Raw genomic sequence first — 26,041 nt, 5'->3', positions numbered from 1 at the left:
TCGATACGCACTGGGTTCGACGGGGTGCCGGGACGGAGGCGACATGGACACCGAGACCGTGGGCTCGAAGCCCCCCACCACCGACCTCGGGGGGCTCTACCACCGCAGCGTGCAGTGGTGGTCGCGGCAGGTGTCGGCGGTCGCCGACGACCAGTGGGAGCTGCCCACCCCGTGCAGCGACTGGACCGTGCGCGACCTCGTCAACCACGTCGTGGGCGAGGATCTCTGGACCTCGCCCCTCATGCGGGGGCACACCATCGCCGACGTCGGCACCCGGCTCGACGGCGACCTGCTCGGCGACGACCCGCGGGCCACGGCTGCCTCGGCCGCCACCGAGGCCCAGGGCATCGTCGACGAGACCCTGCACGCCCACGGCACCGTCCAGCTCTCCTACGGCGAGGAGTCGATGGACGAGTACGTGCGCCAGCTGCTCGCCGACCACCTCGTGCACGGCTGGGACCTCGCCGTCGCGACCGGGCGTGACCACGCCCTCGAGCCCGAGCTCGTCGCGTCGGTGGCGGCCTGGTTCGACGCCACCGAGGAGGCCTACCGGTCGGCAGGGGCGATCGCCGCACGCACCGAGCTGACCGGCGACGCGCAGGCCGACCTGCTCGCCCGCTTCGGCCGCGACGCCCAGTGGGGGCCGAACCACGCCGGGTTCGCCCGGTTCAACGCCGCCTTCGGCCGTGGCGACGTCGACGCCATCATGGCCTGCATGACCGAGGACTGCGTCTTCGAGGCGACCGGGCCCTCGCCCGACGGGCAGCGGCACGAGGGCTCGGCCGCGGTGCGTGCCGTCTGGGAGGAGCTCTTCGGCAGCACCCCCGACCCGCGCTTCACGGCGGAGGAGTCCTTCGTGACGGGCAACCGGGCGGTGCTCCGGTGGCGGTTCGACTGGGGTGGGGCCAACCCCGGGCACGTACGCGGCATCGACGCCATGCGACTGCGTGACGGGAAGGTCTGCGAGAAGCTCTCGTACGTCAAGGGCTGACAGCGGGCCTCACCAGTCGAGCGAGCCCTTGAACCGGGTGCGCCCGTCGTCGGTCAGCTGCCGCAGGTGGCCCGAGGCGAGCGTGTAGAGCCAGATCTCGCTCCACTGGTCCTCGTCGCCGCGGGTGAAGGCGATCACGCGGCCGTCGCGGGAGAAGACCGCCCCGAAGTCGCTCAGCGTGGGCGGCGTCGGCCCCGGCACGAGCGCCAGCGCCCCCGTCGCGAGGGTGAGCACCCCGACCCGTGGCGGTGCCCCGTCGCTCCACGTCGAGACGGCGAGCCGGTCGCCGCTGGGCGACCAGCCGGGCGTGGAGGCGCGCGTGGACGGGCCGGCGACGAACGTGAAGGCCGTGCGCGGGACGGGAGGGCCGCCGGCACGCACCGCGCCCACGGCTGCCGCCGGGACGACGGCCACCGACGACCGCTCGGTCGGCGTGGTCTGCACGATCCCCATGGCCAGCCCGGCGGTGGAGTGCCACGACAGGGTGCCGATGTCACCGCCGACCCCGACGTCAGTGATCCGGGTGACCGTGCCGGAGGCGATGTCGACGCAGAACACGTCGGTGCGCACGTCGTCCGTGCCGGCGTCGACACTGCCGAGGTAGAGCAGCGTCGAGGCGTCGAGCCACTCCGGGCTGCGGCCGGCGCCGAGCGTGGCCACGACCGCCCCGGAGGCGGCGTCGACCACGACGAGGTGCGAGTCGGCGTCGCCGTCGCTCGCCGAGTGGATCGCCAACCGGTCACGGGACGGCGACCAGGCGGGGTCGCGGTCGCTCCTGAACACCGGCGACGTGCGGTCGTCGGTGACCCGGCGCACCACGCCCGACCAGGCCGAGACCCTGAAGATGTCCTCCTGCGTCGTCGTCTCACCGTCGACGGGCAGCAGGTCCGGGGCGGCGTACGAGAAGTAGGCGATGTCGCGGAAGAGCCACGGGGGCAGCCGCACCGGGACCTTCACAGGGATCTCCACAGGGATCTTCCCCGGCCTCCCACCCGTGAGACCGGGCAGGCGCGGCACGAGCTGCCCGAGGACCGGGAGCCTGTCGAGCGGGACGCGTGCGGCGATCTCGTCAGGACCCGGCACGGTGAAGCGCTTCGGCATGACAACCCCCTGGAGGCCTGCTGCGCGGCGCACGCGACCGGTGCACCACCTCGATCAGGCTAGGACCGGCGAGGCGCGGCCCGCAGCGAAACGCCCCGAACCGCATCGGTCCGGGGCTTTCGCGACGATCCGGGGCCATTCCGGCCGAAGGAGACCCGTGGCCTCGCCCGCGCTCAGGCGTTGGGCGTGGTGGGCGGCTGCGACACGCTCGCGTCGCTCGTCGTGTCGGGCTGGGCGGCGCCCGGGGCCTGCGCCTGCGGGAGCGCGCCCGGTGCTGCGCCGGGGGCCGTCGACGGGCCACCCACCGCGCCGGGCTGGGTCGAGGGCGAGACGGCAGGAGCAGCGCCACCCGGGGCGTTGTCGCCGAACGAGATGCTCGGCACGACGGCCTCGGTGGCCGGGGTCTCGAAGTACTCGGCCCGCTTGACGCCCGCCATGTTGGCGACGATGTTCGACGGCACCGACTCGACCTTCGTGTTGAGCTCGCGCACGAGCGCGTTGTAGTAGCGGCGCGAGCTCGCGATGCGGTCCTCGGTGCTCGTCAGCTCGGACTGCAGGGCGAGGAAGTTCTGGTTGGCCTTGAGGTCGGGGTAGGCCTCGGCGACGGCCATGAGGCGGCCGAGTGCCTGGCTCAGCTGGCCCTCGGCCTGGGCCGCTGCGGCGGGGGTCGAGGCGCCGGACATCGCGGCGGACCGGGCCTGCATGACCTCCTCGAGGGTGCCGCGCTCGTGGGCGGCGTAGCCCTTGACGGTCTCGACGAGGTTGGGGATGAGGTCGTGGCGGCGCTTCAGCTCGACGTCGATCTGGCGCCAGCCCTCCTCGACCTTGTTGCGCAGGCCGATGAGGCCGTTGTACATGACGACGCCCACGACGGCGAGCAGCACGACGAGGCCGAGCAGGATCCAGACGATGATCATGGGTTCTCCCGTGAGAGGCGGTCAGTGGGTCGGCTGTGCCGATCCTAGTCCGGGCGGGTGCTTGCCGAGCGTGGCCGGGCGGGCCAGGTGTGTGCCGGCACGCTGTCGGCACGCCGCCGTAGCGTGGTCGCATGACGACGCTGCGGTTCACGGCGGACCTGTGGCGCTGGGAGGCGCAGACGGGCTGGTTCTTCGTCACGGTCGCCGACGACGCGTCGGCCCGCATCCGCGAGGTGCCCCGGCCGCCGCGGGGCTTCGGCTCGGTGCGGGTGCGCGCGACCGTCGGCGGCACGACGTGGACGACCTCGGTGTTCCCAGACTCCACCCGCGGCGCCTACGTGCTGCCGGTCAAGAAGGCGGTGCGCCGGGCCGAGGGACTCGACGAGGGCGACCCCGCCGACGTCGTGCTCGAGGTGCTCGAGTGACTGCAGCCGTGGGCGGTCGGGAGGGGCCGGCCCGCAACCGCGTCGCGCCCCTCGGCGACGTCGTGGCGGCGCCCGGCCGGGGCACCTTCATGGGCAACCGCGGCCGCCTGCACGACGGCGCGGGCAGCCGCGACGTGCGTCGGCACCACGTGGGGCGGGCCTGGATCACGTGCCTGCTCGAGTTCCGCGACCGCCGCGTGGTGCAGTGGCACCCGCACCACTACACGCCGCTCTTCCTCCTCGACGAGCCGCTCGCGCTCGCCGCCGGTCACCGGCCGTGCGCCGAGTGTCGACGCGCTGACTTCACCCGGTTCCGCGACCTCGTCGCGCACGCACACGGTCGCGCCCACCTGTCCGCGCCCGACCTCGACCGGCTGCTCCACGACGAGCGCTGGGACGGGAGCCGGCGCACCCGCCGGCTGCACGCGTACGCGTGGGGTGACCTCCCTGACGGCGCCTTCGTCGTCGTCGAGGCCGGTCCCGCGCAGGTCGTGGGCGGCTCACTGCGCGTGTGGCAGACCGACAACACGTACGCGGCCGCCGCCCTCCCGAGGCCGACCTCGGGCACGGCGACGGTCATCACTCCCCCGTCGAGCCTCGCGGCGCTGGGTGCCGGCTACGCCAGCCCGAGCTCCTCGAGCGAGAAGGCGTAGCGGTACTCCACGCCGGCCTCGGCGGTGATCTTCTCGCCGGCGCCGGTGGCGCGGTCGGCGATCGTCGCGACCGCGACGACCTCGGCGCCGTCCTCACGCGCGGCCTCGACCGCCGCGAGCGGCGAGGCGCCGGTCGTGGTCGTGTCCTCGACGACGAGCACCTGCCGGCCCTTGATCGACGGACCCTCGATGCGCTGCTGGAGGCCGTGCGCCTTGCCCGCCTTGCGCACGACGAACGCGTCGAGGCGCTCGCCTGCGGCGGCCGCCGCGTGCAGCATGGAGGTTGCCACCGGGTCGGCCCCCAGCGTGAGGCCACCGACGGCGGCATACGTGAGGTCCTTCGTCAGGTCGCGCATCACGACGCCGACGAGGGGCGCGGCCTCCCCGTCGAGCGAGATGCGGCGCAGGTCGACGTAGTAGTCGGCCTCCTTGCCCGAGCTGAGGGTGACGCGTCCGTGGACGATCGCCTTGTCCTTGATGATCTCCAGCAGGCGGGCACGGGCAGCGGCGACGTCGGTCGTGTTCGTGGCGGTCACGCCCCCGATGCTAGTGGTGGCGCCCGGTGCCCGGTCCGGGCGGCCGGGGCCGCGCCCGCTGCGAGCGGGCCCGCTGGGCCGCCATCTGGGCGTCGAACTCATCGCGCCACGTGTCGCTGACCGCGATGCCGCTGCGCCGCGCCTCCTCGGTCGAGAGCTCGACCGGGAAGCCGTACGTGTCGTGGAGCACGAAGAGCTCGGCGCCGGTCACGCCCCTGTCGCGGTAGTCGTGGAGGTGGCTGATGCCGCGACGCAACGTGCGACGGAAGGCGCGCTCCTCGCGCGAGAGGACCGCGACCACGTCGTCGACGTGCGCCGCGACCTCGGGGTAGGCCGTCTCGTAGACGGCCGCGACGGTCGGCACGAGCAGCTCGGCCAGGTCGTCCTCGAGCCCGAGGTCGAGGCCGAACCGCACGGCTCTGCGCACGAGCCGCCGCAGCACGTAGCCGTGCGCCTTGTTCGCGGGACGCACCCCGTCGACGGCGAGGAAGGTCGCCCCGCAGAGGTGGTCGGCGATCACACGCATCGCCAGGGTCTCGTCGGCGTACGCGCGCCCGGAGACCTGCTGCAGCCGCTCGACGACCGGCCAGAGCAGGCTGATGCGGAAGATGTCGCTCGTGCCCGCCGCGGCGGCCGCGATGCGCGACAGCCCACCGCCGTAGTCGACGTTGCGGCGCGGCAGCGGCGCGAAGCCCGTCTCGGTGCGGACGTACGCCATGAAGACCGAGTTGCCGAGCTCGATGAACCGGCCGCAGTCGCAGTTGGGGTGGCAGTGCTCGCCGTAGGACGGGTCGTGCTCGACGTCGGGGAAGAGGTAGAACACCTCGCTGTCGGGACCGCCGGGCTCCCCGACCGGCATGTCCTCGGGCCCGCCCTCCCGGCACCACCAGTTCTTGCTGCCGTAGAAGACGATCCGCGCCTCGCCGACGCCGACGCGAGCCGCGTGCTGCTCGGTGTCCACCTCGGCCCTGCCCGCCGAGATGCCCGCTTCGGCGAACAGGCGGGTCCAGATCGCGGCCGACTCGTCGTCCTTCGGTATGCCGTGGGCCGCGTCGCCGATGAAGCACGAGACGTACAGGCGGCTGGGGTCGAGCCCGACCCGCTCGGTGAGGAAGTGCCAGAACTGCGGGATCTGCTCGGCCTTGAAGTAGTCGCCGAGGCTCCAGTTGCCGAGCATCTCGAAGAACGTCGTGTGCCGGTTGTCGCCGACCTCCTCGATGTCCTGCACGCGCAGGCAGGTCTGGCTGTCGGCCAGCCGCGTGCCGGCGGGGTGGTCGGCGCCGAGCAGGTAGGGCAGCAGCGGCTGCATCCCGCTGCCGATGAAGAGGGTCGTCGGGTCGTCCTCCGGCACGAGCGTGGCGCGGGGCAGCACGACGTGCCCACTCTCGACCATGAGGTCGAGGAAGGCCTGCCGGATCTCGTCGGCGTCCATCGGCCGGCGGGTCACCGCGCGCCACCCCCGCCGCCGTCGCGGTTGGCATCGTCGCTCCTGGCGCCGCCGGTCCTGCCGAGACCGGCGCGAGCGAGGTCGCGCAGGGTGGCGCCGGGCAGGTAGGCGGACGTGAGGGCGAGCCCGATGCGCGGCAGGGCCGCCTCGTCGGGGAAGACCAGGTGGAGCGGCTCGTGCCGCGGCTGGAACTTGCGCTTGAAGCTGTCGAGCGAGCGGAAGCCGTAGAGCGGCTCCAGGGCCTCGCCGAGCTGGTCGAGGAGCCGCTCGAGCGCGGCGCGCTCGCTGGTGCCGTCGCCCGAGTGCGCGAGCGGGGCTCCGGACAGGGACACGACCGAGGCGCCGGCCTGCTTGAACGACAGGCAGGCGCTCGCGATGAGGAACTCGGTGACCGGTCGGAACCCGTCGGGCAGCCGGCGCATCACGTCGAGCGTCCAGCCGCGCACGGTCCCGCCGGGCGCGTGGACCGGCAGCCACGAGGTGACACCGTGCACGGTGTGGTCGCGGTCGACGGCGAGCCCGACGACCGTGGCCGGGTCGAGCGCCTCGTCCACGCCGCCGAGGGTGAAGCCCATCTCGGGCAGCCCCTTGTCGGAGACCCACAGCTCGGAGATGGCTCGCACCTGCGTCAGGATGCCGCGCGGCATCTCGGCGAGACGGCCCTCACGGTAGGTGATGCCCTCCTTCGCGGCCCGGTTGAGGGCGGTGCGCACGTCCTGCCACGCCTTGCCCCGGAACTCGAGCGTGGCGAGGTCGATGACCGCCTCCTCCGCGACGGGCACCACGCGGAGGCCGCGTGCCCTCCCCCACTGCGCCACCTCGTCGGACACGGAGAAGAAGCAGACCTTGTGCCCGTGCGTCTCCTGCTCGTCGACGAACCCCTCGAGGGCGCGCGCCCGCGCCGGCACGTCCGTCGCGACGGGGTCGCCGAGGGCGATGGCCGTGCCGCGGTGCACCTGGAAGGCGACGTAGCCGTCCGGCTGCCCCGAGTCGTCGCGCAGCAGGTGCCAGTGGTTGTCGGGCCACGTCCCCATCCACGAGGTCGTCGTGCCGCCGTGCTGCTCGAGCAGCCGGACCGCGGTGTCGCGGTCGCTCGCGCCGGCCGCCAGCACCGCGCGCCGGTGACGGGCCGACCTCGCCTGGAACGCGGACCGGCCCGCGACGAGCACCGTGAGCTCGACCACGGAGAGGAGGACCGTCACGGCGAGCTCGGGCACGGACGAGACGACGCGCCCGTTCGGGTCGAGCCGGTCGGGCGCCGCCACCTCGAGGCCCAGCACGAGCAGCCCCGCGAGCACGGAGACCGTCGTGAGCGCGCCGGCGACCTGCCACGTGCGGCGGGAGCCCCGGCCGAGACCCCAGGCCAGAGCGAGCGAGATCGCCGCGTTGACGAGGACGGTGGTCGCGTCGGAGTCGTCGGTCGTCGCCCCGAGCGGACCGTCCGAAGGGGTGAAGTAGAGGACTGCGTTGATCGCCGCCGACACGACGAAGATCGTCGCCGCGACGACCCTCCACTCGTGACGGGTCAACCGCACCGGACCCACGCGGGGCCGGCGGCCCAGCAGCACCGGGCCGACCGCGAGCCCGAAGGCGATGGCGAGGAAGTGCTCGACGTCCCAGAGCAGCCCGATGTAGAGCAGGGCGATCGCGCCGTAGAGCAGCAGCACGAGCCGGAGCCGCCCGCGCCAAGGAGGGGTGAGGGTCGCCGAGGCGGCGGCCACGGCACCGAGGGCGCCGGCGCTGAAGCCGACGTCCAGGGTGCTCGCCAGCCGCTGTGCCCAGTCCCAGTCGACAGCACCGAAGGCGAGCAGGACCGCGGAGGCGCCCAGCACGCCGACGAGGTGGGCGCCGACTGCGGCGGCCACGGCCCGGCGGGTGCCGAGTCGCCACTCCGACCAGCCGAGGAGCACGAGGCCGCCCCCGGCGACCGGGAGGTACTGCGTCGGGACCAGTGCGAAGAAGGCGCCGGTGACGGGTGTCCACACGCGCCCCGACTGCAGGGCCGGCAGCCCGTACGCGACGGTCTCGAAGAGAGGGCGGTCCTGCAGCGGCTGCCGGAGCGAACGGGTGAGCAGGCCGAGCAGGAGCATGGACCCGACGACGACGAGCGTGAAGGGCACGTGTCGGGCGGCTCCACGCAGAGACCGCCGGCTCGGGACGGCGCGCGTGTTTCGCTGTGCCATGCCGCCCCTCCGATGGTCACGATGCCGCCCGGTCCCCCAAGGCTAGCGAGCGCGGCCCCCCGCCCGGGGCGGTCTGAGACCCCGCCTCAGCAGCGGGCGCGGCAGCACCCGGAGCAGCCCGACCGCCGTCTTGTACTGCCAACCCGGGACGGACACGACGCGGCCCCTCGCGACGTCGGCGAGGCACGCCCTGACCAGGTCGGGGGCGTCGAGCCAGATGAAGCCGGGACCGGGCTTGCCGATGCCCGCACGCTGCTGGAACTCGGTGTTCGTGAAGCCCGGGCACAGTGCCGTGGCGCTGACCCCGGTGCCGGCCAGCTCGACCGACAGTCCCTCGGTGAAGACCGTCACCCAGGACTTCGCGGCGGAGTAGCTGCCGGACGCGATGTAGCCGGCGACCGACGAGACGTTGACGATCCCGCCGTGCCCACGCTCGACCATGCCCTTCGCGCCGGCGTGCGAGAGGACGAGCACGGCGCGGGTGAGCACGTCGAACACCGCCTCCTCGAGCGCGATGTCGTTGCGCAGGAACCGGCCCTTCAGGCCGTAGCCCGCGTTGTTGACGAGCAGGTCGACCGGGCGGCCCGGGTCGGCCAGGCGGTCGGCCACCCGCTGGAGCGCGTCGCGGTCGGACAGGTCTGCGGCCAGCACCTCGACGTCGACGCCCCGGTCGCGGCGCAGCTCGGCGGCCAGGGCCTCGAGCCGGGCGACGTCGCGGGCGACGAGCACCAGGTCGTGGTCGCGTGCCGCCAGCTGGAGGGCGAACTCGCGTCCGATGCCGGCACTGGCTCCGGTCACGAGGGCCGTGGGCCGCGCGCGGGGTGACGTCGTCGGGTCGGCAGGCATGCGCCTCACCCTAGGCACATCCGGTCGGCGCGGCGGTCTAGGGTGGCCGACTGTGCGAATCGCCACCTGGAACGTCAACTCCATCCGCTCCCGCATTGACCGCGTCGCTGCCTGGCTCGAGCGCACCGACGTCGACGTGCTCGCGATCCAGGAGACCAAGGCGCGCGAGGACCAGTTCCCCTTCGACCGGTTCGAGTCGCTCGGCTACCAGGTGGCGCACCACGGCCTGAGCCAGTGGAACGGTGTCGCGATCGCCTCGCGGGTCGGCATCGACGACGTACGCGTGGGCTTCGACGGGATGCCCGGCTGGGGTGAGCCCGTGGCCCCCGAGGCACGCGCCATCGGGGCCCTCTGCAACGGCGTACGCGTGTGGTCCCTCTACATCCCGAACGGCCGTGCCCTCGACGACCCGCACCTCGACTACAAGCTCGGCTGGCTCGACGCGCTCGCGGCGGCCGGCCGCGGCTGGCTCGCCGACGACCCCGACGCCCAGGTGGCGCTGCTCGGCGACTGGAACATCGCCCCGACCGACGCCGACGTGTGGAGCGTGCCGTACTACGAGGGCCGCACCCACACGTCGCCCCGCGAGCGCGCCGCGTTCCAGGCTGTCGTCGACGCCGGTTTCAGCGACGTGGTGCGGCCGCACACGAACGAGCCGGGCACCTTCACCTACTGGGACTACACCCAGCTGCGCTTCCAGAAGCGGCAGGGCATGCGCATCGACTTCGCCCTCTGCTCACCCGCGCTCGCCCGCCGCGTGGTCGGGGCTGCGATCGACCGCGAGGAGCGCAAGGGCAAGGGCGCCTCCGACCACGCGCCGGTCGTCTTCGAGGTCGAGGGAGGTGCGGCGTGAGGCGCGCTGACCAGCATGACCTGCGGGGCATCGTGACCCCCGACGGGGCCGTGCTCTCGGTCCACACCTGGGCCGGCCCCGACCTGGCGGCCGACGCTCCGACACTCGTGCTCGCGCACGGATGGGGCGTCAACCACGAGAGCTGGATGCCGGTCGTCGAGGCGCTCGCCGACGAGCCGGTGCGTGTCGTGACGTGGGACCAGCGCGGGCACGGCCGCTCGACGATCGGGCTGCGCCGCGCCGAGGTCTCGTCGGTGTCCGTCGAGCACACCGGTCGCGACCTCGACGTCGTGCTGCGCGCCGTCGTGCCGCCGGCCTCGCCCGTCGTGCTGGCCGGGCACTCGATGGGCGGTATGACCGTCATGGCACTGGCCGAGCAGCGCCCCGACCTCTTCGGGTCGCGGGTGCGGGCCGCACTCCTCGTCGCCACGGCCTCCTCGGGCGTCGTCCTCGGTGAGCGGGTCGGCGAGGCCGCCGTCATGCGGCTCGCCGCTCGCGGCATGCCCCTGCCGCCCGGCGGGAACGGTCGCATCCGGGCCATCGTCGGCGGCCTCTTCGGCGAGAACGCCGACCCCGTGGCGGTCGAGGCCGCCCGCGCGCAGGTGGCGTCGACGAAGCTCACGACCTTCGGCGCCTTCTACGGCGCGCTGCTCGTCACCGACCAGCAGGCCGGCTTCCCCGCCCTCGAGCGGGTGCGGGTCGGCATCGTCGCCGGCCGGCTCGACCCCCTCATGCCCGTCGGTCGGGCCCGCGCCCTGCGCGTCGCCCTGCCGCACGCGACCTTCACCGAGCTGCCCACGGCCGGCCACATGCTGCCGTGGGAGGCGACCGACGTCGTCGCCGACGAGGTGCGCGAGCTGCTCGCCGACCTCGAGGCACGGCGCGCCACCGCCTGAGCCGGCTCGCTCGTGCCCGTCAGAGCCCGTCAGAGCCCGACGAAGCGTGGGCTGTCGGCGGCGTGCAGCGCCTCACGCTGCACCCGCCGGCGCACGCCGAGGCTGACGGCGACGGCGGCCCCGACGAGCGCGGCCACGGCGCCCCCGAGGAAGACCGTCTGCACCTGCACCACCCCCGCCCCGATGAGGGCGTCGCTGTCGAGCGGGTCGGGCAGCAGGCGTACGGCGTCGTAGTAGCGGCTGAGCCCGATGGTGGTGAGCAGGGCCAGACCGACGACCATGCCGACCATGCGGGCGACGACCACGAGCGAGCTCGCGACGCCGTGCGCGTGCGACGGCGAGTCGGCCAGCGCCGCGTTGTTGACCGGCGCGAGGGCCAGGCCCATGCCGAGGCCCACCACGACGAGCACGACCGTGGCGGGCACCGTGTCACCGACCGAGTCGAGCGTCCACCGCGACATGACGAGCAGCCCCCCGCCGGCGAGCAGCAGTCCGGCTGCGGAGGCGGCCCCGTCGCCGAGACGGCGCAGCGACCAGCCGCCGGCGAGCGCGCCGACCGGCACAGCGAGCAGGAAGCGGACGAGCACGAGCGCCGCACCCGTCTCGTCGTAGCTGTCGGTGAGACGCGCGAGCAGGGGGACGTCGACGACGACGGCGACCAGGGCGGCGCCGACGAGGAGGCTCACCACGAGCGAGCGCAGCCCCCGGCCGCCGACCACCCCGCGCGGCACGATGGGGTCGGCAGCGGTGCGGTGCCACCAGGCGAGCACGGCGAGGGCGAGCGCCCCGACCGGCAGGAGGGTGTAGCCGAGCGGACCGACGACCTCCTTCTCCGGGTCGGACGACGCGAACGTCAGCACGAGGCTGCCGAGGGCGACGGCCACGAGCAGGGCGCCGAAGAGGTCGGCGCGGCGCAGCACGGCCCACCAGCGCGGAGCGGTGAGCACGGCGAGGAGGAGGAGCAGCCCCAGGCCCACGAGCCCGATCGGCGTCGCCACCCGGGACTGGCCGGCGAACGGCACGAAAGGCGCGCCGAGGGCGACGTCGGTGACGAGCGACTGGGGTGCGGCGAGCGCCAGGCCCGTCACACCGGCGCCCAGCACCGCGACGACCACGGCCGCCACGGTGCGCGCACGCTCGAGGCCACCCGTGCGCCGTGGACCCCCTGCAGCCTCGGCCGGACCGGCCGTCCGACCGGGGTGGCCCGACCCGAGGACGCGGATGACGGCATACAGGATCAGCGCAGCGGCGACGTTGAGCCAGAAGATCGCCCGCCAGCCGGACCACGCGAGCACGACTGCGCCGAGCACGGGCCCGAGCACCGAGCCGAGCTCCTGGACCGCGCCCACGACTCCGAGCGGCGTGCCGCGACGGTCGGCCGGCCACAGGTCCGCGACGAGCGCCAGGGTGGCCGGCACGAGGCCACCGCCACCGATGCCCTGCAGCACCCGGCCCGTCACGAGGACCGGCATCTCGACCGCGAGCGCGGTGACCGCCGAGCCGACGACGAAGACGAGCAGGCAGCCGAGCAGGATGCGGCGACGGTCGAGCAGGTCGGAGAGCCGGCCGATGAGCGGCAGCACGGCGATGTAGCCGAGCAGGAAGCCGGAGATGATCGGCGTCGCCCGCTGCAGGGCGTCGATGCCGATGCCCACCCCGGCCATCATGTCGGTCAGGGCGAGGACGACGACGTAGGTGTCGGCGGCCGCGAGGGCGACCGCGGCGGACGCCGCCGACAGGAGGGCGAGCCGGTGCGTGCCGGCGGGCTGCGTCACCGCGTCAGGGCTTGGTGATCGTGACGGGCTGGCCGTACTGGTCGAGCGTCAGGGTGTAGGTCGACGCCGAGCCGGCGCCGAAGAAGGGGCCCGCGATGGCGACCTGACGCAGCTCCTGCGAGTCGGTGAGCCCGTAGGTCGCCGTGAAGGAGCCGCTGCTGTCGCCGATGAGGAACAGGTCGGTGACCGCCTTGCCCGGGACCGTGCCCTTGATCGTCGTCAGCACCTCGGAGCCCTGGCGCACCTGGCCGCCCGCCGTGGGTGACGAGGTCGCGGTGAGCAGGGTGGTGAGCCCCTTGTCGGGCGAGAAGAGCACGGCAGGGTCGGGCAGGCCGTACTGCTCGGGATCGATGGGGTTGGTGCCCGGGATGAGGGGCAGCTTCGCGTAGACCTGCCCGTCGAGCGAGGTGATCTCGGCGTCGGCCTGGATGCCCTTGAGCGACACCTTGAAGGTGCCCTTGAACGCCGGGGGGTGCTTGCCCCAGCCGTCGGCGGAGACGACACCGCTCGCACCCTCCGGCAGGTTGCTGCCGGTGAGCTTGAGGTGGACCGAGGGCGCCGCGTCGACCTTGGCCTTGGCGGCCGCGAGCCGCTGGGCCGGCGACAGCTGCGTCTGCTCCGGAGCGGGGTCGCCGTCGCTCGAGCAGGACGCCACGGAGACGACGCACAGCGCCGAGAGGACGGCGGCGGCGAGCTTTCCCGGGGTGCGCATGGGGGTCAGGCTAACCGAGCGCACCGGCTCGCTCTCGGACCGACGGGCGAATGTGGGTATGGCTAGGGTCGGGGACGTTCACGGCGGGACCACCCCGCCCCTTGACGAAGGAGCACCACCCATGGCCCTGCTCGGAGTCATCCTGCTGCTGGCCGGCGCGGGAGCCGGCGTCGTCGCATACCTCGCGACCCGTGGCGCAGCCGGTCCCGTCACGGTCACGGCGTTCGGGTTCTCGCGTGACGCCTCACCGATCGAGCTCGTGCTCTACGGCGCGGTCGCGGTGCTGCTCTTCGCCCTCGGCTGGGCCCTGCTGTCCGCCTCGGCCCGCCGTCGTGCCCGCCTGCGCCGTGAGGAGCGTGCCTCGGCGCGCATCAGTGAGGTCGAGGAGAGCGCCGAGACCGCGCGCCTCGAGCACGAGCGCCGCTTCGAGGAGGCCGGCCTGCGCGACGACGACCTGCGCCGCCGCGAGAGCGAGCTCGCCGCCCGCCACGAGGGCCTCGACACGCGCGAGGCCGAGCTCGCCCGCCGTGAGGCCGAGTGGCGCGAGCGCGAGGGCCCGTCCCGCGCCGACGTCGTCACCGGGCGCGCCGAGGGCAGCGTCGCCGACGGCACCGCCACGTGGGCCGACGACGAGCGGACCGCCGCAGGCACGCACTCCGACCGCACCCAGCAGCTGCCCGCCACCGAGCGGCCGTACGACCAGGAGGCCGGCGGCACCGGCGGCACTGGCGGCACTGGGGACACCGGCGACACCGTCGACCCGGCGGCCGAGCGCGGCGACGGGTACGACCGGGACGAACGGCGCGCGCACCGCGACACGACGGCGTGACCGGACACACGGCATACGTCTTCGACCTCGACGGGGTCGTGCGCGACTTCGCGCCGGGTGACCCCAGCGCGGCCATCGAGGCCGCGCTGAGCCTGCCGTCGGGTCACGTGGCGGCGACCGCGTTCCACGCCGACCTGCTGCTGCCGACGATCACCGGCCGGCAGACGTTCGATGACTGGTACTCGGCGATCTGCGCCGCGCTCGAGGACGCCACCGCCGAGCCCGGCCGGGTGCGGCACCACATGGAGGCGTGGCGCGCCAACCGCGGCACGGCCATCGACGAGACCGTCGGGCGGCTCGAGGCGCTGCGGTCGGCGGGCCACCGCACCTACGTCTTCACCAACGGCACCGACAACGTGCCGGCGGAGCTCGAGCTGCTCGGGCTGGGGCGCCTCTTCGACGGGCTGCTCAACACCGCCGACTTCGGTGTCGCCAAGCCCGACCCCCTCGCGTATGCCGCCGCCCACCGCGCGATCGAGGGTGACCTCGGGCGCGAGCTGGCCCGCAGCGAGGTGTGGTTCACCGACGACCGCGAGGACAACGTGGCGGCAGCACGCGAGTTCGGTTGGGACGCCGAGGTCTTCAGCCGAGCGTGAGCTGCTCGGCCGCCTCGTCGACCCCGACGGTGACGGTCGAGCCGTCGCGCACGTCGCCCGAGAGCAGGCCCCGGGCGAGCCGGTCGCCGATCTCGCGCTGGACCAGCCGGCGCAGCGGCCGGGCACCGTAGGCGGGGTCGTAGCCGCGCTCGGCGAGCCACAGCCGGGCCGCGTCGGTGACCTCGAGGGTGATCCGACGGTCGGACAGCCGGGACGCGAACGCCCGCACCTGCAGGTCGACGATGTGCGCGAGGTCGTCGCGGCTCAGGGCGTCGAAGACGACGACCTCGTCGAGCCGGTTGAGGAACTCGGGCTTGAACGACGAGCGCACGACCCCCATGACCGACTCGCGGCGGGCCTCGGGGCTGAGCAGCGGGTCGGTGAGGAACTGCGAGCCGAGGTTGGAGGTGAGCACGAGGATGACGTTGCGGAAGTCGACCGTGCGGCCCTGGCCGTCGGTGAGGCGGCCGTCGTCGAGCACCTGCAGCAGGATGTCGAAGGTCTCGGGGTGGGCCTTCTCGACCTCGTCGAGCAGGATCACCGAGTAGGGCCGGCGGCGCACGGCCTCGGTGAGCTGGCCACCCTCCTCGTAGCCGACGTAGCCGGGGGGCGCACCGATGAGGCGCGCGACCGAGTGGCGCTCGGAGTACTCGGACATGTCGATGCGCACCATGGCGCGCTCGTCGTCGAAGAGGAAGTCGGCGAGGCTCTTCGCGAGCTCGGTCTTGCCGACGCCGGTGGGGCCGAGGAAGAGGAAGCTGCCCGTCGGGCGGTCGGGGTCGGAGACGCCGGCACGGGTGCGCCGGACGGCGTCGGACACGGCGCGCACCGCGTCGGCCTGGCCGATGAGCCGCGCGCCGATGTGCTGCTCCATGTGCAGCAGCTTCTCCGACTCGCCCTCGAGCAGCCGGCCGGCCGGGATGCCGGTCCAGGCGGAGATGACGTCGGCGATGTCGTCGGCGCCGACCTCCTCCTTGACCATCGGGGTCTCATCGGACGCGGTGGCGGCGGCCTCGCGCTCCTGCGCGGTCGCGAGGTCCTTCTCGAGGGTCGGGATGTCGCCGTAGAGGATCTTCGAGGCGGCGCCGAGGTCGCCCTCGCGCTGGAGGCGGTCGGCCTGGGTGCGCAGGTCGTCGATGCGGGCCTTGAGGTCACCGACGGCGTTGAGGCCGGACTTCTCGGCCTCCCAGCGCGCGTTGAGGGCGGCCAGCTCCTCGCTGCGGTCGGCGAGGTCCTTGCGGAGGCGCTCGAGGCGCTCGCGCGAAGCGGCGTCCGTCTCCTGCTCGAGCGCGAACTCCTCCATCTTGAGGCGGTCGACGGCACGGCGCAGCTCGTCGATCTCGACGGGGCTCGAGTCGATCTCCATGCGCAGGCGCGAGGCCGCCTCGTCGATGAGGTCGATGGCCTTGTCGGGCAGCTGGCGGCCGGAGATGTAGCGGTCGGAGAGGCTCGCCGCCGCGACGAGGGCCGAGTCGGCGATCGTCACCTTGTGGTGGGCCTCGTAGCGCTCCTTGAGGCCGCGGAGGATGGCGATGGTGTCCTCGACGGACGGCTCACCCACGAAGACCTGCTGGAAGCGTCGCTCGAGCGCGGCGTCCTTCTCGATGTGCTTACGGTACTCGTCGAGCGTCGTCGCGCCGACGAGGCGCAGCTCACCTCGGGCGAGCATGGGCTTGAGCATGTTGCCGGCATCCATCGCGCCCTCGCCGCCGGCGCCCGCGCCCACGACGGTGTGGATCTCGTCGATGAACGTGACGATCTGCCCGTCGCTGCCCTGGATCTCCTCGAGGACGGCCTTGAGGCGCTCCTCGAACTCGCCGCGGAACTTGGCACCGGCGAGCATCGAGCCGAGGTCGAGGGAGTAGAGGGTCTTGTCGCGCAGGCTCTCGGGCACGTCGCCCTCGACGATGCGCTGCGCGAGCCCCTCGACGACGGCCGTCTTCCCGACGCCGGGCTCGCCGATGAGGACGGGGTTGTTCTTCGTGCGGCGGCTCAGCACCTGCACGACCCGGCGGATCTCGGCGTCGCGGCCGATGACGGGGTCGAGCTTGCCGTCGCGGGCCCGCGCCGTGAGGTCGGTGCCGTACTTGGCGAGCGCCTCGAAGGTGCCCTCGGGGTTGTCGGAGGTGACGGGGCGGCCGCCGCGCAGCTCGGGGATGGCCTTCTCGATCGCGTCGGCGTCGAGGCCGAACTGGCCCGTGCGCGCGATGGCGAGCAGCAGGTGGTCGGTGGAGACGTACGAGTCGCCCATCGCCGTCATGTACTGCTGCGCCTGCTGGAGCACGCGCGCGGCGGTGGGTGAGAGCTGCGGCTGCTGGGTGCCGCCGGTGACCTGCGGCATCGCCGCCATGGCCCGCTCGGCCGCGGTGGTCGCGTCGGTGACGCTCGAGCGACCGGCGGTGAGCAGGGCGGGGGTGGTGGTGCCGCTCTGGGCTGCCAACGCGAGCAGCAGGTGGGCCGGCTCGATGTTCGGGTGGTGCTTGCCGGCCGCGGTGGTCGCGGCCTGGGCGAAGGCCTCCTGAGCCTTGTTGGTCAGCTGAAGGTCCATGCGTTCTCCTGGTGCGGGGAAGGGAGTCACTGGAGACAACCGGTGGCAAGTTGAGTGTATTCCACTCAACTACGTGCGTGGCGCGCCGCTCCCGTATGCCGTCTCGCGCGCCCGTACACGCTCCTGACCCTACGCTCGGAACCATGGACGCCGCCCGCCTCGCGACCGAGCTGACCAACGCCCGTTTCGGCACGACCCAGTTCCGGCAGGGCTACGACATGGCCGAAGTCGACCGGTTCATCGACGACGTCGTCGCGGCCCCCGAGCCGCCCACCGGCCGCACGGGCTCGACAGGGGTCAGACCACGTCGTCGGGTTCCGAGCCGCTCTCGATGACGCGCATCGCCACCTCGCGCAGCTTGACGTTGTTGTCCTGCGACGCGCGCCGCAGGATGTCGAAGGCCTCCTCGGACACGATGCGGTGGCGCTCGATGAGGATGCCCATCGCCTGGCCGACGAGGCGGTGGCTCTCGACCGCACGCTCGAGGTTCGCCTCGCTCTGCCGGAACCGGTCGACGGTGACGATGCGGTCGACGGCCTGCACGAGGGAGTGGAGCAGCAGCTCGGCGAAGGTCAGCTCGACCGGACCGGGCGTCCTCGTGGCCACGGGCACGCACACTCGGCACACCGCGTGCTCGCCCCGCGACACCAGCACGACATCGCTGTCGTGGGAGTGCGAGGCCTCGAGCGCCGTCCGGAAGGCGGCCGCGATGGCCGACGGCGGCACCGGACCCGAGGCCCCGGCATACAGGTCGTGCTGGCTCGTGGTCACCCGCAGCAGCGCCTCGCCGGCGAGCACCTCGCCGATGGAGGCGGCCGCGACGGACAGAGCCTCCTCGAGGTCCTCCGAGCGGACGAGCCGGCGTGCGGCGTCGGTGATCCGCTCGGCGGCCGCGCGGCCGGCGCTCGAGCCGTCGGCGGACGGCGTCGCCGGGTGCAGCGTGCTCACGGGGGCCTCCAGGGCATGCGTCGGGAAGGCCCGCGAACTTGGAGGCAGGCACAGTCTTGCATCCGGTTGCGTGCACGCCAAAACGCGACACGGCCCGATCTGCCCGTGGCACAAGGGCGCACGGCGATCGGGCCGCGTGGGGCCGGCTCCGACGGGTCAGGCCGAGTCGGGGTCCTGACCACTCTCGACGACCCTGGCCGCGATCTCGCGCAGCTTGATGTTGCGGTGGAGCGAGGCCTGCCGGAGCATCTCGAACGCCTGCTTGGCGGTGACGCGGTGGCGCTCGATGAGCACCCCCACCGCGTGCCCGATCAGCCGATGGCTCTCGATCGCCTGCTCGAGCTGGTGCTCCTTCTCGGCCCGGGCCCGGCTCGCCACCACCCGGTCGACCGCCTGGCCGAGGGTCTGGGCGAGCAGGTCGCCGACGATCAGCTCGTCGCTGCCGACGATGCGCGGCTCGTCGAACTGCACCCACGCACGGCACTCCGAGTCCTGCGACGTCGGGAGAAGCAGCAGCCCCTCACGCTTGTCACCGACGAGGACGTCGTGGCCGTGCGGCGACGACTCGAGGCCCTCGCGGACGGCGTCGTCGAGCTCTGACGGCTGCACGCGGCCACGGGGCGAGAGCACCACGACGTCGCCCTTGTCGTCGGCCACCCGGAGGGTCACCTCGCCGTCGAAGAGCACGGTGAAACCGGTGACGGCCGTGGCCAGGGCCTGGTCGAGCCCCTCCGCGGCGGCGAGCTCGACGGCGACCCGGCCGGCGAGCTCGCGGCGCATCCGGGACTCGCGCTCGCGGGTCTCGTCGCGGGCCACGCCGAGCACGAAGCCGGCGTGGTCGGCCGTCTCGGGGACGCTCGCGGCCCGGGTGTGCACCCACGCCTCTCCCCCGCTCTTCCTCCGGATGCGGTAGTGCTCGTCGAGGAAGGGCTGGCCGGTGCGCAGCAGCTCGACGCGGCGAGCGTGGGCCTCGTTCTCGGCGGGCGCCTCGTCGGCCGGGATCCACCACGGGTAGGGCGGGGTGAACGGCCCGTCGGCCAGCGACCAGCCGTAGTCGCGGGTGAAGGCCCCGTTGAGCTCGACCACGGTGCCATCGGCGTCGGCGACGACGAGCGGCTCCTGGATGGCGCCGAGGATGGCGCGCAGCCAGGCGGCGTCGCGCGAGCGCGAGCGCGACCGGACGAGGTTGGCGGAGAGCCGGGCGCGCAGCTCGGTCGGGTCGAACGGCTTGACGACGTAGTCGTCGGCACCCATGGTCAGCCCGATCGTGCTCGCCTCGACGCCGGCGCGCGCCGACAGGAGCACGACGGGCAGGTCTCGCAGGGTGGGGTCCTCGCGGATCTCGCGCACGAGGGTCAGGCCGTCCATCCGCGGCATCATGACGTCGGCGAGCACGATGTCGGGGCGGGCGGCCCGCATCCGGGCCAGAGCCTCCACGCCGTCACGCGACGTGACGACGTCGTAGTCGTCACGCAGGTGCCGGGTGACGTGCCAGCGCATGTCCGGGTTGTCCTCGACGACGAGCAGGGTCGGACGTCCCGTGACGGCACGCGCGGGGGTGTCCGCGTCGCCCTCGTCGGGGCCGGCCCAGGCCGCGGCCTCACTAATGAACGACTCCGCCGGCCGCGGCGTGATCGACGGCCGGCTGGCCGACTGCGTCGGCGGCTGTCCCCACGGCAACCGGACGGTGAACGTGCTCCCCCGTCCCTCGCCCGTGTCGAGGGAGATGCTGCCGCCGAGCAGCCCGACGAGCTGCCGGACGATCGACAGCCCGATGCCGGCCCCCTCGCGCGACCGGCGCTCGTCGCTGCCGGCGAGCTGCCGGAACCGGTCGAAGACGTGGTCGCGGTCCTTCTCGGGGATGCCGATGCCGGTGTCGCTGACCGACACCACGTAGCCGCCCTCGTCACCGCTCAGGGAGAGCCCGATCCGACCCTGGGGCGTGAACTTCAACGCGTTGGACAGCAGGTTGAGCACGATGCGCTCGTACATGTCGACGTCGACGTACGCCTGCCGTGGGAGGTCGCCGCGCTCGACGACGAAGTCGAGCCCCATCCGTTCGATGGCCGGGCGGAAGTTGGCGGCGACGCCGTCGGTCACAGCCGCGACGTCGACGGCGACGGGGTGCGGCTCGACCGCACCGGCCTCGACGCGGGTGAGGTCGAGGATGCGGTCGACGAGCCCGGTGAGGCGCTCTGAGTTGCGCGCGATCATCTCGAACCGACGGCGCGTGTCGGCGTCGAGGGCGTCGGCGGCCAGGGCGTCCTGCACCGGCCCGGCGATGAGCGCGAGCGGCGTGCGCAGCTCGTGGCTGACGTTGGCGAAGAAGTCGGACTTCGCGACGTCGAGCTCGGCGAGGGCCTCCTCGCGCGCGCGGTCGTCGGCGCGTCGACGCACGCCGCTCAGGGCCGTCGCGGCGTGCGAGGCGCACAGCTCGGCGTACGCCTGCAGCTGGGCGTCCCAGGGCCTGCGTGGGTTGGCCCCGAACCGCAGGAGAGCCGTGGGTTCGGAGAGTCCGGGCTCGAGCACGGGGACGACGTGCACGCCGGGCTCGGCATCACCCGTGAGCGCGGCGGAGCCGCTGCCGTCGACCCAGACGAGGTCGACGTCCAGGTGGTCTGCGGTCTGCCTGCGGAGCACCTCGAGGGTGCGCTCGCGCACCTGCTCGCGGCTCTCGGGCGCCGTCGCGACGATGAGCGCCTGGAACAGCTCGAGCGCGGCACCGGCGCGGCGCACCGCCAGCACCTTGTCGGTCGTCTCGACGGCCACGTTGAGGATGCCGGCGACGTGGCCGTCGGCGTCGTGGATGGCGCCGTAGGACCACGTGAAGTAGGCCTCCTCGAGGAAGCCGAACCGGTCGACGACTAGCAGCTCGTCCTCGACCCAGGTCGCGGGCCCACCCCCGAGCACCCCGTCGAACATGGGGCCGATGACGTCCCAGACCTCGGGCCAGACCTGCCGCACCGGGCGGCCGAGGGCCTCCGGGTGCTTGCTGCGGCCGAGCAGGGTGCGGTAGCCGTCGTTGTAGACCATGGTCAGCTCCGGCCCCCAGCACACGAGCATGGGGAAGCCCGACGACAGGCAGATGTCGACGATGGAGCGCAGGTTGTCGGGCCAGGCATCGACCGGCCCCAGCGGCGTCGCGGACCAGTCGTGGCGGGCGAAGAGCTCCTGCATCTCGACCGAGCGGCGTACGGGCGTGCCGAGATCGGACCCCAGGACTCGGTTCACGGAGTCACCGTCGGGGTATGAGGGGGTCACACGACCTCCGGAAAGTGGAACACGCAACGGCCTCCGGCGGCATACAGCGGGACAGACACCCCGTCTGCTCGAGGCTGGCACAGTGTTGCACACGGCACCGACGAGGGGGCCGGCTCGGGCGCCGGCGTCCGCTGCTCGCTAGCGCTCCGGGCGCCAGACCACCAGCGCCTGCGAGGCCGGCGTGCGCGGTGGGCGCTGCCCGGGCCGGACGGCCACGACCTCCCCGCGCGGACCGACGGCGAAGACCCGTGCGCCCGAGGCTCCGGCCGCGAGGGCCGCGCGGGCCGTGCTCAGCTCTTCGGTCAGCTCCTGGACACGCGACTGCAGCGCGTTCACGTGGTTCTCGAGGTCGAGGATGCGCTGGATCCCGGCGAGCGAGACGCCTTCCTGCGAGAGGCGCTGGACCTCGCGGAGCAGCGCGACGTCGCGCGAGCTGTAGCGACGGCCGCCGCCGCGCGTGCGGGACGGCGAGACGAGGCCGAGCCGGTCGTACTGCCGCAGGGTCTGCGCGTGCATGCCGGCCAGCTCGGCCGCGACGGAGATGACGAAGACGGGCGCGTCGTCGTCGTGGCCGCCGGGTCGGGCGCTCCTGCGAGCCATTCCAGCCACCTCCTCCTCCTCGTCGTTCGTGTGGTTCGTCGCGTATGCCGTCAGGCGCGGGCGCGCTCGAAGAGCTCGGCCCGCGGGTCGTGGCCACTCTCGGCCGCGGCCATCTTCTCGACGGCCTCGCGGGCCTCGTCGGTGAGCCGCTGCGGCACGACGACCTGCACCTTGGCGAGCAGATCGCCTGTGTGGTCGCCGCGCTTCACGCCGCGCCCCTTGAGGCGCAGCACCCGGCCGCTCGGGGTGCCGGGCGCCACCTTGACCTTGACCGAACCGCCGTCGAGCGTCGGGACCGCGACGGTCGCGCCGAGCGCGGCCTCCGCGAAGGTCACCGGCAGGTCGAGGGTGAGGTTGTCGCCGTCACGCCCGAAGACGGGGTGCTTGTCGACGGACACCGTGAGGATCAGGTCGCCGGCCGGAGCGCCAGGATCACCCTGACGCCCCTTGCCGCGCAGGCGGATCCGCTGGCCGTCCTTGACGCCCGCCGGGATGCGGGCGTTGATGCGGCCGAGGTCGGGCGAGCTGAGCGAGACGGTCGAACCCTCGACGGCGTCGCGGAAGCCGATGCGGGTGCTGGCCTGCACGTCGGCGCCGGGGCGGGGCCCCGCGGGGGCTCCGTAGCCGCCGTAGCCGGCGCCGGGTCCGGCCGCACCGCCACCGAACATCTGGCCGAGGATGTCCTCGAGGTTCGGCTGGCCACCGGCACCGCCGGTGCTGAAACGCACGCGCTGCCCACCGCCACCGGCACCGCCGAACGCGGAGAAGATATCCTCGAAGCCGGCGCCGCCGCCACCGGGGCCACCCGCGGTGAAGCGGGCGCCGCCGTGCGACATGGCGCGGATGGCGTCGTACTCGCGGCGCTGCTCGGGGTCGGAGAGGACGGCATACGCCTCGCCGATCTCCTTGAAGCGCTCCTCCGCCTTGGCGTCGCCGACGTTGTGGTCGGGGTGCATCGTGCGGGCGAGCTTGCGGTACGTCTTCTTGATCGTCGCCGCATCGGCATCCTGGGGCACGCCGAGGATGCCGTAGAAGTCCTTCTCGAACCAGTCCTGGCTAGCCAAGGCGCACCTCCTTCGTCACGGTGGGACTCACGCTGCTCCCATCATCGGGTATGCCGCCGGGCTGCGCGTGCAGCCCGGCGGCGGACGTCTCAGGCGGGGTCGGCAACCGACACCCGCGCGGCACGGACGAGCCGGTCACCGATGCGGTATCCCGGCTGCAGCACCTGGACGACGGTCGTGCCGGTGGCACCCTCGGGCAGCTCGGCCTCGACGTGCATGAGGGCTTCGTGCACGTTGGGATCGAACTCCTGACCGGCCTCGCCGAGGCGCTCGACGCCGTAGCGGCCCAGTGTCGCCTCGAGCTTTTCGGCGATCGCGGCGAACGGCCCCGCGGCGAGGTCGCCGGCCTGCCGGGCCATGTGGATGTCGTCGAGCACCGGCAGCAGCGACTCGACGACGCTGCCGACCGCGGAGTGGCGGATCACCTCACGGTCGCGGTCGACGCGCTTCTTGTAGTTGACGTACTCGGCCTGCAGTCGCTGCAGGTCGGCGAGCAACGTCGCGGCCATGGTGTCCTCCTCGGCGAGGGCGACGCCCTCCGACTCCTCGGACTCCTGCGCCGCGGCCGACCCCTTGGGGGCGTGGTCGTACTCGTCCTCGCCGCCGGGCTCGGACGAGGCGCCGGAGCCGCCCTCGTAGTACGTGTGGTGGCGCTTGCCGTCAGCCGGCGCCTCGTCGGCGGCCGGCCCCGGGGTGCCGGCAGCGTCACCGCTGCCGGCACCCTGTGCACCCGTGGCGGTCACGTCGGGCTGCTCGCCCGTCGGGCCGTTGCCGGTGGGGTCGGTCGACTCGGTCACTTGGCTTCCTTGGCCTCGTCGTCGTCGACGACCTCGGCGTCGACCACGTCGTCGTCGGCACCGGCCGACGCGCCCGCCGACGCACCAGCGTGCGAACCGTCCTGGGCGTCAGCGGAGCCCGCGGCGCCGGCGCCCGCCTGCTCGGACGCGTAGACCGCCTGGCCCATGGCCTGCGACTTGGTGTTGAGGTCCTCGACCTTCGCCTTGATGTCGTCGGCGCTGGCCTCGGAGCCCTCGGCGATGGCGGCCTTGAGGTCGGCGAGCGACTCCTCGACCGGCGTCTTCACGTCGGCGGGGATTTTGTCGCCGGACTCCTTGAGGAAGTTCTCGGTCGAGAAGACGAGCTGCTCGGCCTGGTTCTTGACCTCGGCCTCCTCGCGGCGCTTCTTGTCCTCGTCGGCGTGCGCCTCGGCGTCCTTGACCATGCGGTCGATCTCGTCCTTCGACAGGGCCGAGCCGCCGGTGATCGTCATCTTCTGCTCCTTGCCGGTGCCCTGGTCCTTGGCACTGACGTTGACGATGCCGTTGGCGTCGATGTCGAAGGTGACCTCGATCTTCGGCACGCCGCGCGGGGCCGGCGCGATGCCGGTCAGCTCGAAGGTGCCGAGCGACTTGTTGTGCTGGGCGATCTCGCGCTCACCCTGGAAGACCTGGATGAGGACCGACGGCTGGTTGTCGTCGGCGGTGCTGAAGATCTCCGAGCGCTTCGTCGGGATCGCGGTGTTGCGCTCGATGAGCTTGGTGAAGAGGCCACCCTTGGTCTCGATGCCGAGCGAGAGCGGCGTGACGTCGATGAGCAGGACGTCCTTGCGCTCGCCCTTGAGGACACCGGCCTGCAGGCTCGCGCCCATCGCGACGACCTCGTCGGGGTTGACGCCCTTGTTGGGCTCCTTGCCGCCGGTCAGCTCCTTGACGAGGTTCGAGACGGCCGGCATGCGGGTCGAGCCGCCGACGAGCACGACGTGGTCGATGTCGGAGACCTTGATGCCGGCGTCCTCGATGACCTTGTGGAACGGGGCCTTCGTGCGGTCGAGGAGGGACTTGGTCATCTGCTCGAACTGCGCGCGCGACAGGGTCTCGTCGAGGTGGATCGGACCCTCGGGCGTCATCGAGATGTACTGCGCCGAGATGTTGGTGCTCGTCGCGGTGGAGAGCTCCTTCTTGGCGCGCTCGGCCTCGTCGCGCAGGCGCTGCATCGCGATCTTGTCCTTGGACAGGTCCTGGCCGGTCTTGTTCTTCACCTGCGTGATGAGGTGCTGGACGACGACGTCGTCCCAGTCGTCGCCACCGAGGTGGTTGTCGCCGTTCGTGGCGCGCACCTGGATGGTGGCGAAGCCGTCCTCGGCGTCCTTGCCGACCTCGAGGAGGGACACGTCGAACGTGCCGCCACCGAGGTCGAAGACGAGGATGAGCTCGTCCTCCTTGCCCTTGTCGAGGCCGTAGGCGAGCGCCGCGGCGGTGGGCTCGTTGACGATGCGCAGCACGTTGAGGCCCGCGATCTCACCGGCCTCCTTGGTGGCCTGGCGCTCGGCGTCGTCGAAGTACGCGGGGACGGTGATGACGGCGTCGGTCACGGTCTCGCCGAGGTAGGACTCGGCGTCGCGCTTCAGCTTCTGCAGGATGCGGGCGCTGATCTCCTGCGCCGTGTACGTCTTGCCGTCGATCTCGGGCGACTTCCAGTCGGTGCCCATGTGGCGCTTGACGGAGCGGATCGTCCGGTCGACGTTGGTGACGGCCTGGCGCTTGGCGACCTCGCCGACGAGCACCTCGCCGTTCTTGGAGAACGCGACGACGGACGGCGTCGTGCGCCCGCCCTCGGCGTTCGCGATGATGCTCGGCTCGCCGCCCTCGAGGACGGAGACGGCCGAGTTGGTGGTACCGAGGTCGATGCCGACGGCACGTGCCATGGGTGACTCCTTGATGGTCTGGATGGGTCCGGTGTCTGCCGGTCCCGGGGTAGCTGTCCGGAAACTGGCCCTCGCTCAATGTGCTCCGCCCGGCCCGTGATTGTCAAAGCCGGACTCGCAAATCTTGCGTTCACTCGACTCAACTCTTGGTTCGCG

General features: G+C 73.0%; 23 protein-coding genes. 8 read left to right on the top strand and 15 right to left on the bottom strand.

Annotation, left to right across the window (positions count from 1 at the left end; all coding sequences use genetic code 11):
- Positions 1–43: 43 nt before the first annotated feature.
- Entirely contained in the window at positions 44–991 is a 948-nt protein-coding gene (locus tag ACYVNR_RS03605; RefSeq protein ID WP_045191252.1) for a TIGR03086 family metal-binding protein, read from the top strand.
- Between the two features lie 9 nt (positions 992–1,000).
- Here the strand turns inward: ACYVNR_RS03605 and ACYVNR_RS03600 are convergent, their stop codons facing one another.
- Positions 1,001–2,092: a hypothetical protein gene (locus ACYVNR_RS03600; protein ID WP_045191251.1), complete on the bottom strand. Its 1,092-nt coding sequence runs from the start codon at positions 2,090–2,092 to the stop codon at positions 1,001–1,003.
- 173 nt (positions 2,093–2,265) lie between these two features.
- On the bottom strand, positions 2,266–3,009 hold the full coding sequence (locus tag ACYVNR_RS03595; RefSeq protein ID WP_458802674.1) for a LemA family protein: 744 nt from the start codon (positions 3,007–3,009) through the stop codon (positions 2,266–2,268).
- Positions 3,010–3,140: 131 nt separating this feature from the next.
- Between ACYVNR_RS03595 and ACYVNR_RS03590 the strand changes: the two genes are divergently transcribed.
- On the top strand, positions 3,141–3,434 hold the full coding sequence (locus ACYVNR_RS03590; protein WP_045191248.1) for a DUF1905 domain-containing protein: 294 nt from the start codon (positions 3,141–3,143) through the stop codon (positions 3,432–3,434).
- Positions 3,431–4,087 (top strand): hypothetical protein, encoded by a 657-nt coding sequence (locus tag ACYVNR_RS03585; protein ID WP_461046611.1) that lies wholly within the window; start codon positions 3,431–3,433, stop codon positions 4,085–4,087. Before ACYVNR_RS03590 ends, ACYVNR_RS03585 begins: the two co-directional genes overlap by 4 nt.
- Here the strand turns inward: ACYVNR_RS03585 and pyrE are convergent.
- Genes pyrE through ACYVNR_RS03565 form a run of 4 tightly spaced genes read right to left on the bottom strand, consistent with a single transcriptional unit; the run spans position 4,051 to position 9,099 of the window.
- Entirely contained in the window at positions 4,051–4,623 is a 573-nt protein-coding gene (gene pyrE / locus ACYVNR_RS03580) for an orotate phosphoribosyltransferase (RefSeq protein WP_045191246.1), read from the bottom strand. The genes ACYVNR_RS03585 and pyrE overlap by 37 nt on opposite strands.
- Positions 4,624–4,633: 10 nt before the next feature.
- Positions 4,634–6,070, bottom strand: coding sequence for an alanine--tRNA ligase-related protein (locus tag ACYVNR_RS03575; protein WP_461046610.1), 1,437 nt, complete (start codon positions 6,068–6,070; stop codon positions 4,634–4,636).
- Complete coding sequence (locus ACYVNR_RS03570) at positions 6,067–8,253, bottom strand: bifunctional lysylphosphatidylglycerol flippase/synthetase MprF (RefSeq protein WP_461046608.1); 2,187 nt, start codon at positions 8,251–8,253, stop codon at positions 6,067–6,069. The genes ACYVNR_RS03575 and ACYVNR_RS03570 overlap by 4 nt, the downstream gene beginning before the upstream one ends.
- 42 nt (positions 8,254–8,295) lie before the next feature.
- Positions 8,296–9,099 (bottom strand): SDR family NAD(P)-dependent oxidoreductase, encoded by an 804-nt coding sequence (locus tag ACYVNR_RS03565; protein ID WP_461046606.1) that lies wholly within the window; start codon positions 9,097–9,099, stop codon positions 8,296–8,298.
- Positions 9,100–9,151: 52 nt separating this feature from the next.
- Here ACYVNR_RS03565 and ACYVNR_RS03560 point away from each other — a divergent pair, with 52 nt between their 5' ends.
- Together ACYVNR_RS03560 and ACYVNR_RS03555 are read left to right on the top strand one after the other, a co-directional pair.
- A complete protein-coding gene (locus ACYVNR_RS03560; RefSeq protein WP_045191242.1) occupies positions 9,152–9,952 on the top strand; it encodes an exodeoxyribonuclease III in 801 nt (266 codons plus the stop codon).
- Positions 9,949–10,848: an alpha/beta fold hydrolase gene (locus ACYVNR_RS03555; RefSeq protein ID WP_052677321.1), complete on the top strand. Its 900-nt coding sequence runs from the start codon at positions 9,949–9,951 to the stop codon at positions 10,846–10,848. The genes ACYVNR_RS03560 and ACYVNR_RS03555 overlap by 4 nt, the downstream gene beginning before the upstream one ends.
- A 29-nt stretch (positions 10,849–10,877) precedes the next feature.
- Here the strand turns inward: ACYVNR_RS03555 and ACYVNR_RS03550 are convergent, their stop codons facing one another.
- Both ACYVNR_RS03550 and ACYVNR_RS03545 read right to left on the bottom strand, forming a co-directional pair.
- Positions 10,878–12,623, bottom strand: coding sequence for an MFS transporter (locus ACYVNR_RS03550; protein ID WP_461046604.1), 1,746 nt, complete (start codon positions 12,621–12,623; stop codon positions 10,878–10,880).
- A 4-nt stretch (positions 12,624–12,627) separates the two neighbouring features.
- Positions 12,628–13,335, bottom strand: coding sequence for an LppX_LprAFG lipoprotein (locus tag ACYVNR_RS03545; protein ID WP_045191240.1), 708 nt, complete (start codon positions 13,333–13,335; stop codon positions 12,628–12,630).
- Between the two features lie 121 nt (positions 13,336–13,456).
- Here ACYVNR_RS03545 and ACYVNR_RS03540 point away from each other — a divergent pair, with 121 nt between their 5' ends.
- Positions 13,457–14,164, top strand: a complete 708-nt coding sequence (locus ACYVNR_RS03540) for a hypothetical protein (protein WP_045191239.1) — start codon at positions 13,457–13,459, stop codon at positions 14,162–14,164.
- The gene (locus ACYVNR_RS03535; protein WP_461046602.1) at positions 14,161–14,760 is read left to right on the top strand and encodes an HAD family hydrolase; all 600 of its coding nucleotides are present in this window, start codon (positions 14,161–14,163) and stop codon (positions 14,758–14,760) included. Before ACYVNR_RS03540 ends, ACYVNR_RS03535 begins: the two co-directional genes overlap by 4 nt.
- Here the strand turns inward: ACYVNR_RS03535 and clpB are convergent.
- The gene (clpB, locus tag ACYVNR_RS03530) at positions 14,747–17,308 is read right to left on the bottom strand and encodes an ATP-dependent chaperone ClpB (RefSeq protein WP_045191237.1); all 2,562 of its coding nucleotides are present in this window, start codon (positions 17,306–17,308) and stop codon (positions 14,747–14,749) included. The genes ACYVNR_RS03535 and clpB overlap by 14 nt on opposite strands.
- A gap of 143 nt (positions 17,309–17,451) precedes the next feature.
- On the opposite strand from clpB, the gene ACYVNR_RS03525 reads away from it, so the two are divergent.
- Complete coding sequence (locus ACYVNR_RS03525) at positions 17,452–17,643, top strand: DivIVA domain-containing protein (RefSeq protein WP_461046599.1); 192 nt, start codon at positions 17,452–17,454, stop codon at positions 17,641–17,643.
- Here the strand turns inward: ACYVNR_RS03525 and ACYVNR_RS03520 are convergent.
- The 6 genes from ACYVNR_RS03520 to dnaK form a co-directional block, all read right to left on the bottom strand.
- A complete protein-coding gene (locus ACYVNR_RS03520; RefSeq protein ID WP_045191235.1) occupies positions 17,606–18,256 on the bottom strand; it encodes an ANTAR domain-containing protein in 651 nt (216 codons plus the stop codon). The genes ACYVNR_RS03525 and ACYVNR_RS03520 overlap by 38 nt on opposite strands.
- A gap of 156 nt (positions 18,257–18,412) precedes the next feature.
- Positions 18,413–21,487, bottom strand: coding sequence for an ATP-binding protein (locus tag ACYVNR_RS03515; RefSeq protein ID WP_461046597.1), 3,075 nt, complete (start codon positions 21,485–21,487; stop codon positions 18,413–18,415).
- A 168-nt stretch (positions 21,488–21,655) separates the two neighbouring features.
- Positions 21,656–22,117 (bottom strand): heat shock protein transcriptional repressor HspR, encoded by a 462-nt coding sequence (locus ACYVNR_RS03510; RefSeq protein WP_045191233.1) that lies wholly within the window; start codon positions 22,115–22,117, stop codon positions 21,656–21,658.
- A 50-nt stretch (positions 22,118–22,167) separates the two neighbouring features.
- A complete protein-coding gene (locus tag ACYVNR_RS03505; RefSeq protein ID WP_045191232.1) occupies positions 22,168–23,181 on the bottom strand; it encodes a DnaJ C-terminal domain-containing protein in 1,014 nt (337 codons plus the stop codon).
- Positions 23,182–23,270: 89 nt separating this feature from the next.
- Positions 23,271–23,978 carry a nucleotide exchange factor GrpE gene (locus tag ACYVNR_RS03500; RefSeq protein ID WP_461046595.1) on the bottom strand — a complete coding sequence of 236 codons (708 nt, stop codon included), beginning with the start codon at positions 23,976–23,978 and terminating at the stop codon, positions 23,271–23,273.
- Positions 23,975–25,885, bottom strand: coding sequence for a molecular chaperone DnaK (gene dnaK, locus ACYVNR_RS03495; protein WP_045191230.1), 1,911 nt, complete (start codon positions 25,883–25,885; stop codon positions 23,975–23,977). The genes ACYVNR_RS03500 and dnaK overlap by 4 nt, the downstream gene beginning before the upstream one ends.
- Positions 25,886–26,041 lie beyond the last annotated feature (156 nt).

Source organism: Terrabacter koreensis, assembly GCF_054783315.1.
This window is presented reverse-complemented; position numbering and strand designations above follow the sequence as displayed.

What these genes read in the sequence shown, in the direction of transcription:
- ACYVNR_RS03605 (WP_045191252.1), top strand. Translation starts at nt 44, where the DNA reads ATGGACACCGAGACCGTGGGCTCGAAGCCCCCCACCACCGACCTCGGG.
- ACYVNR_RS03600 (WP_045191251.1), bottom strand. Translation starts at nt 2,092, where the DNA reads ATGCCGAAGCGCTTCACCGTGCCGGGTCCTGACGAGATCGCCGCACGC.
- ACYVNR_RS03595 (WP_458802674.1), bottom strand. Translation starts at nt 3,009, where the DNA reads ATGATCATCGTCTGGATCCTGCTCGGCCTCGTCGTGCTGCTCGCCGTC.
- ACYVNR_RS03590 (WP_045191248.1), top strand. Translation starts at nt 3,141, where the DNA reads ATGACGACGCTGCGGTTCACGGCGGACCTGTGGCGCTGGGAGGCGCAG.
- ACYVNR_RS03570 (WP_461046608.1), bottom strand. Translation starts at nt 8,253, where the DNA reads ATGGCACAGCGAAACACGCGCGCCGTCCCGAGCCGGCGGTCTCTGCGT.
- ACYVNR_RS03565 (WP_461046606.1), bottom strand. Translation starts at nt 9,099, where the DNA reads ATGCCTGCCGACCCGACGACGTCACCCCGCGCGCGGCCCACGGCCCTC.
- ACYVNR_RS03545 (WP_045191240.1), bottom strand. Translation starts at nt 13,335, where the DNA reads ATGCGCACCCCGGGAAAGCTCGCCGCCGCCGTCCTCTCGGCGCTGTGC.
- ACYVNR_RS03540 (WP_045191239.1), top strand. Translation starts at nt 13,457, where the DNA reads ATGGCCCTGCTCGGAGTCATCCTGCTGCTGGCCGGCGCGGGAGCCGGC.
- clpB (WP_045191237.1), bottom strand. Translation starts at nt 17,308, where the DNA reads ATGGACCTTCAGCTGACCAACAAGGCTCAGGAGGCCTTCGCCCAGGCC.
- ACYVNR_RS03525 (WP_461046599.1), top strand. Translation starts at nt 17,452, where the DNA reads ATGGACGCCGCCCGCCTCGCGACCGAGCTGACCAACGCCCGTTTCGGC.
- ACYVNR_RS03510 (WP_045191233.1), bottom strand. Translation starts at nt 22,117, where the DNA reads ATGGCTCGCAGGAGCGCCCGACCCGGCGGCCACGACGACGACGCGCCC.
- dnaK (WP_045191230.1), bottom strand. Translation starts at nt 25,885, where the DNA reads ATGGCACGTGCCGTCGGCATCGACCTCGGTACCACCAACTCGGCCGTC.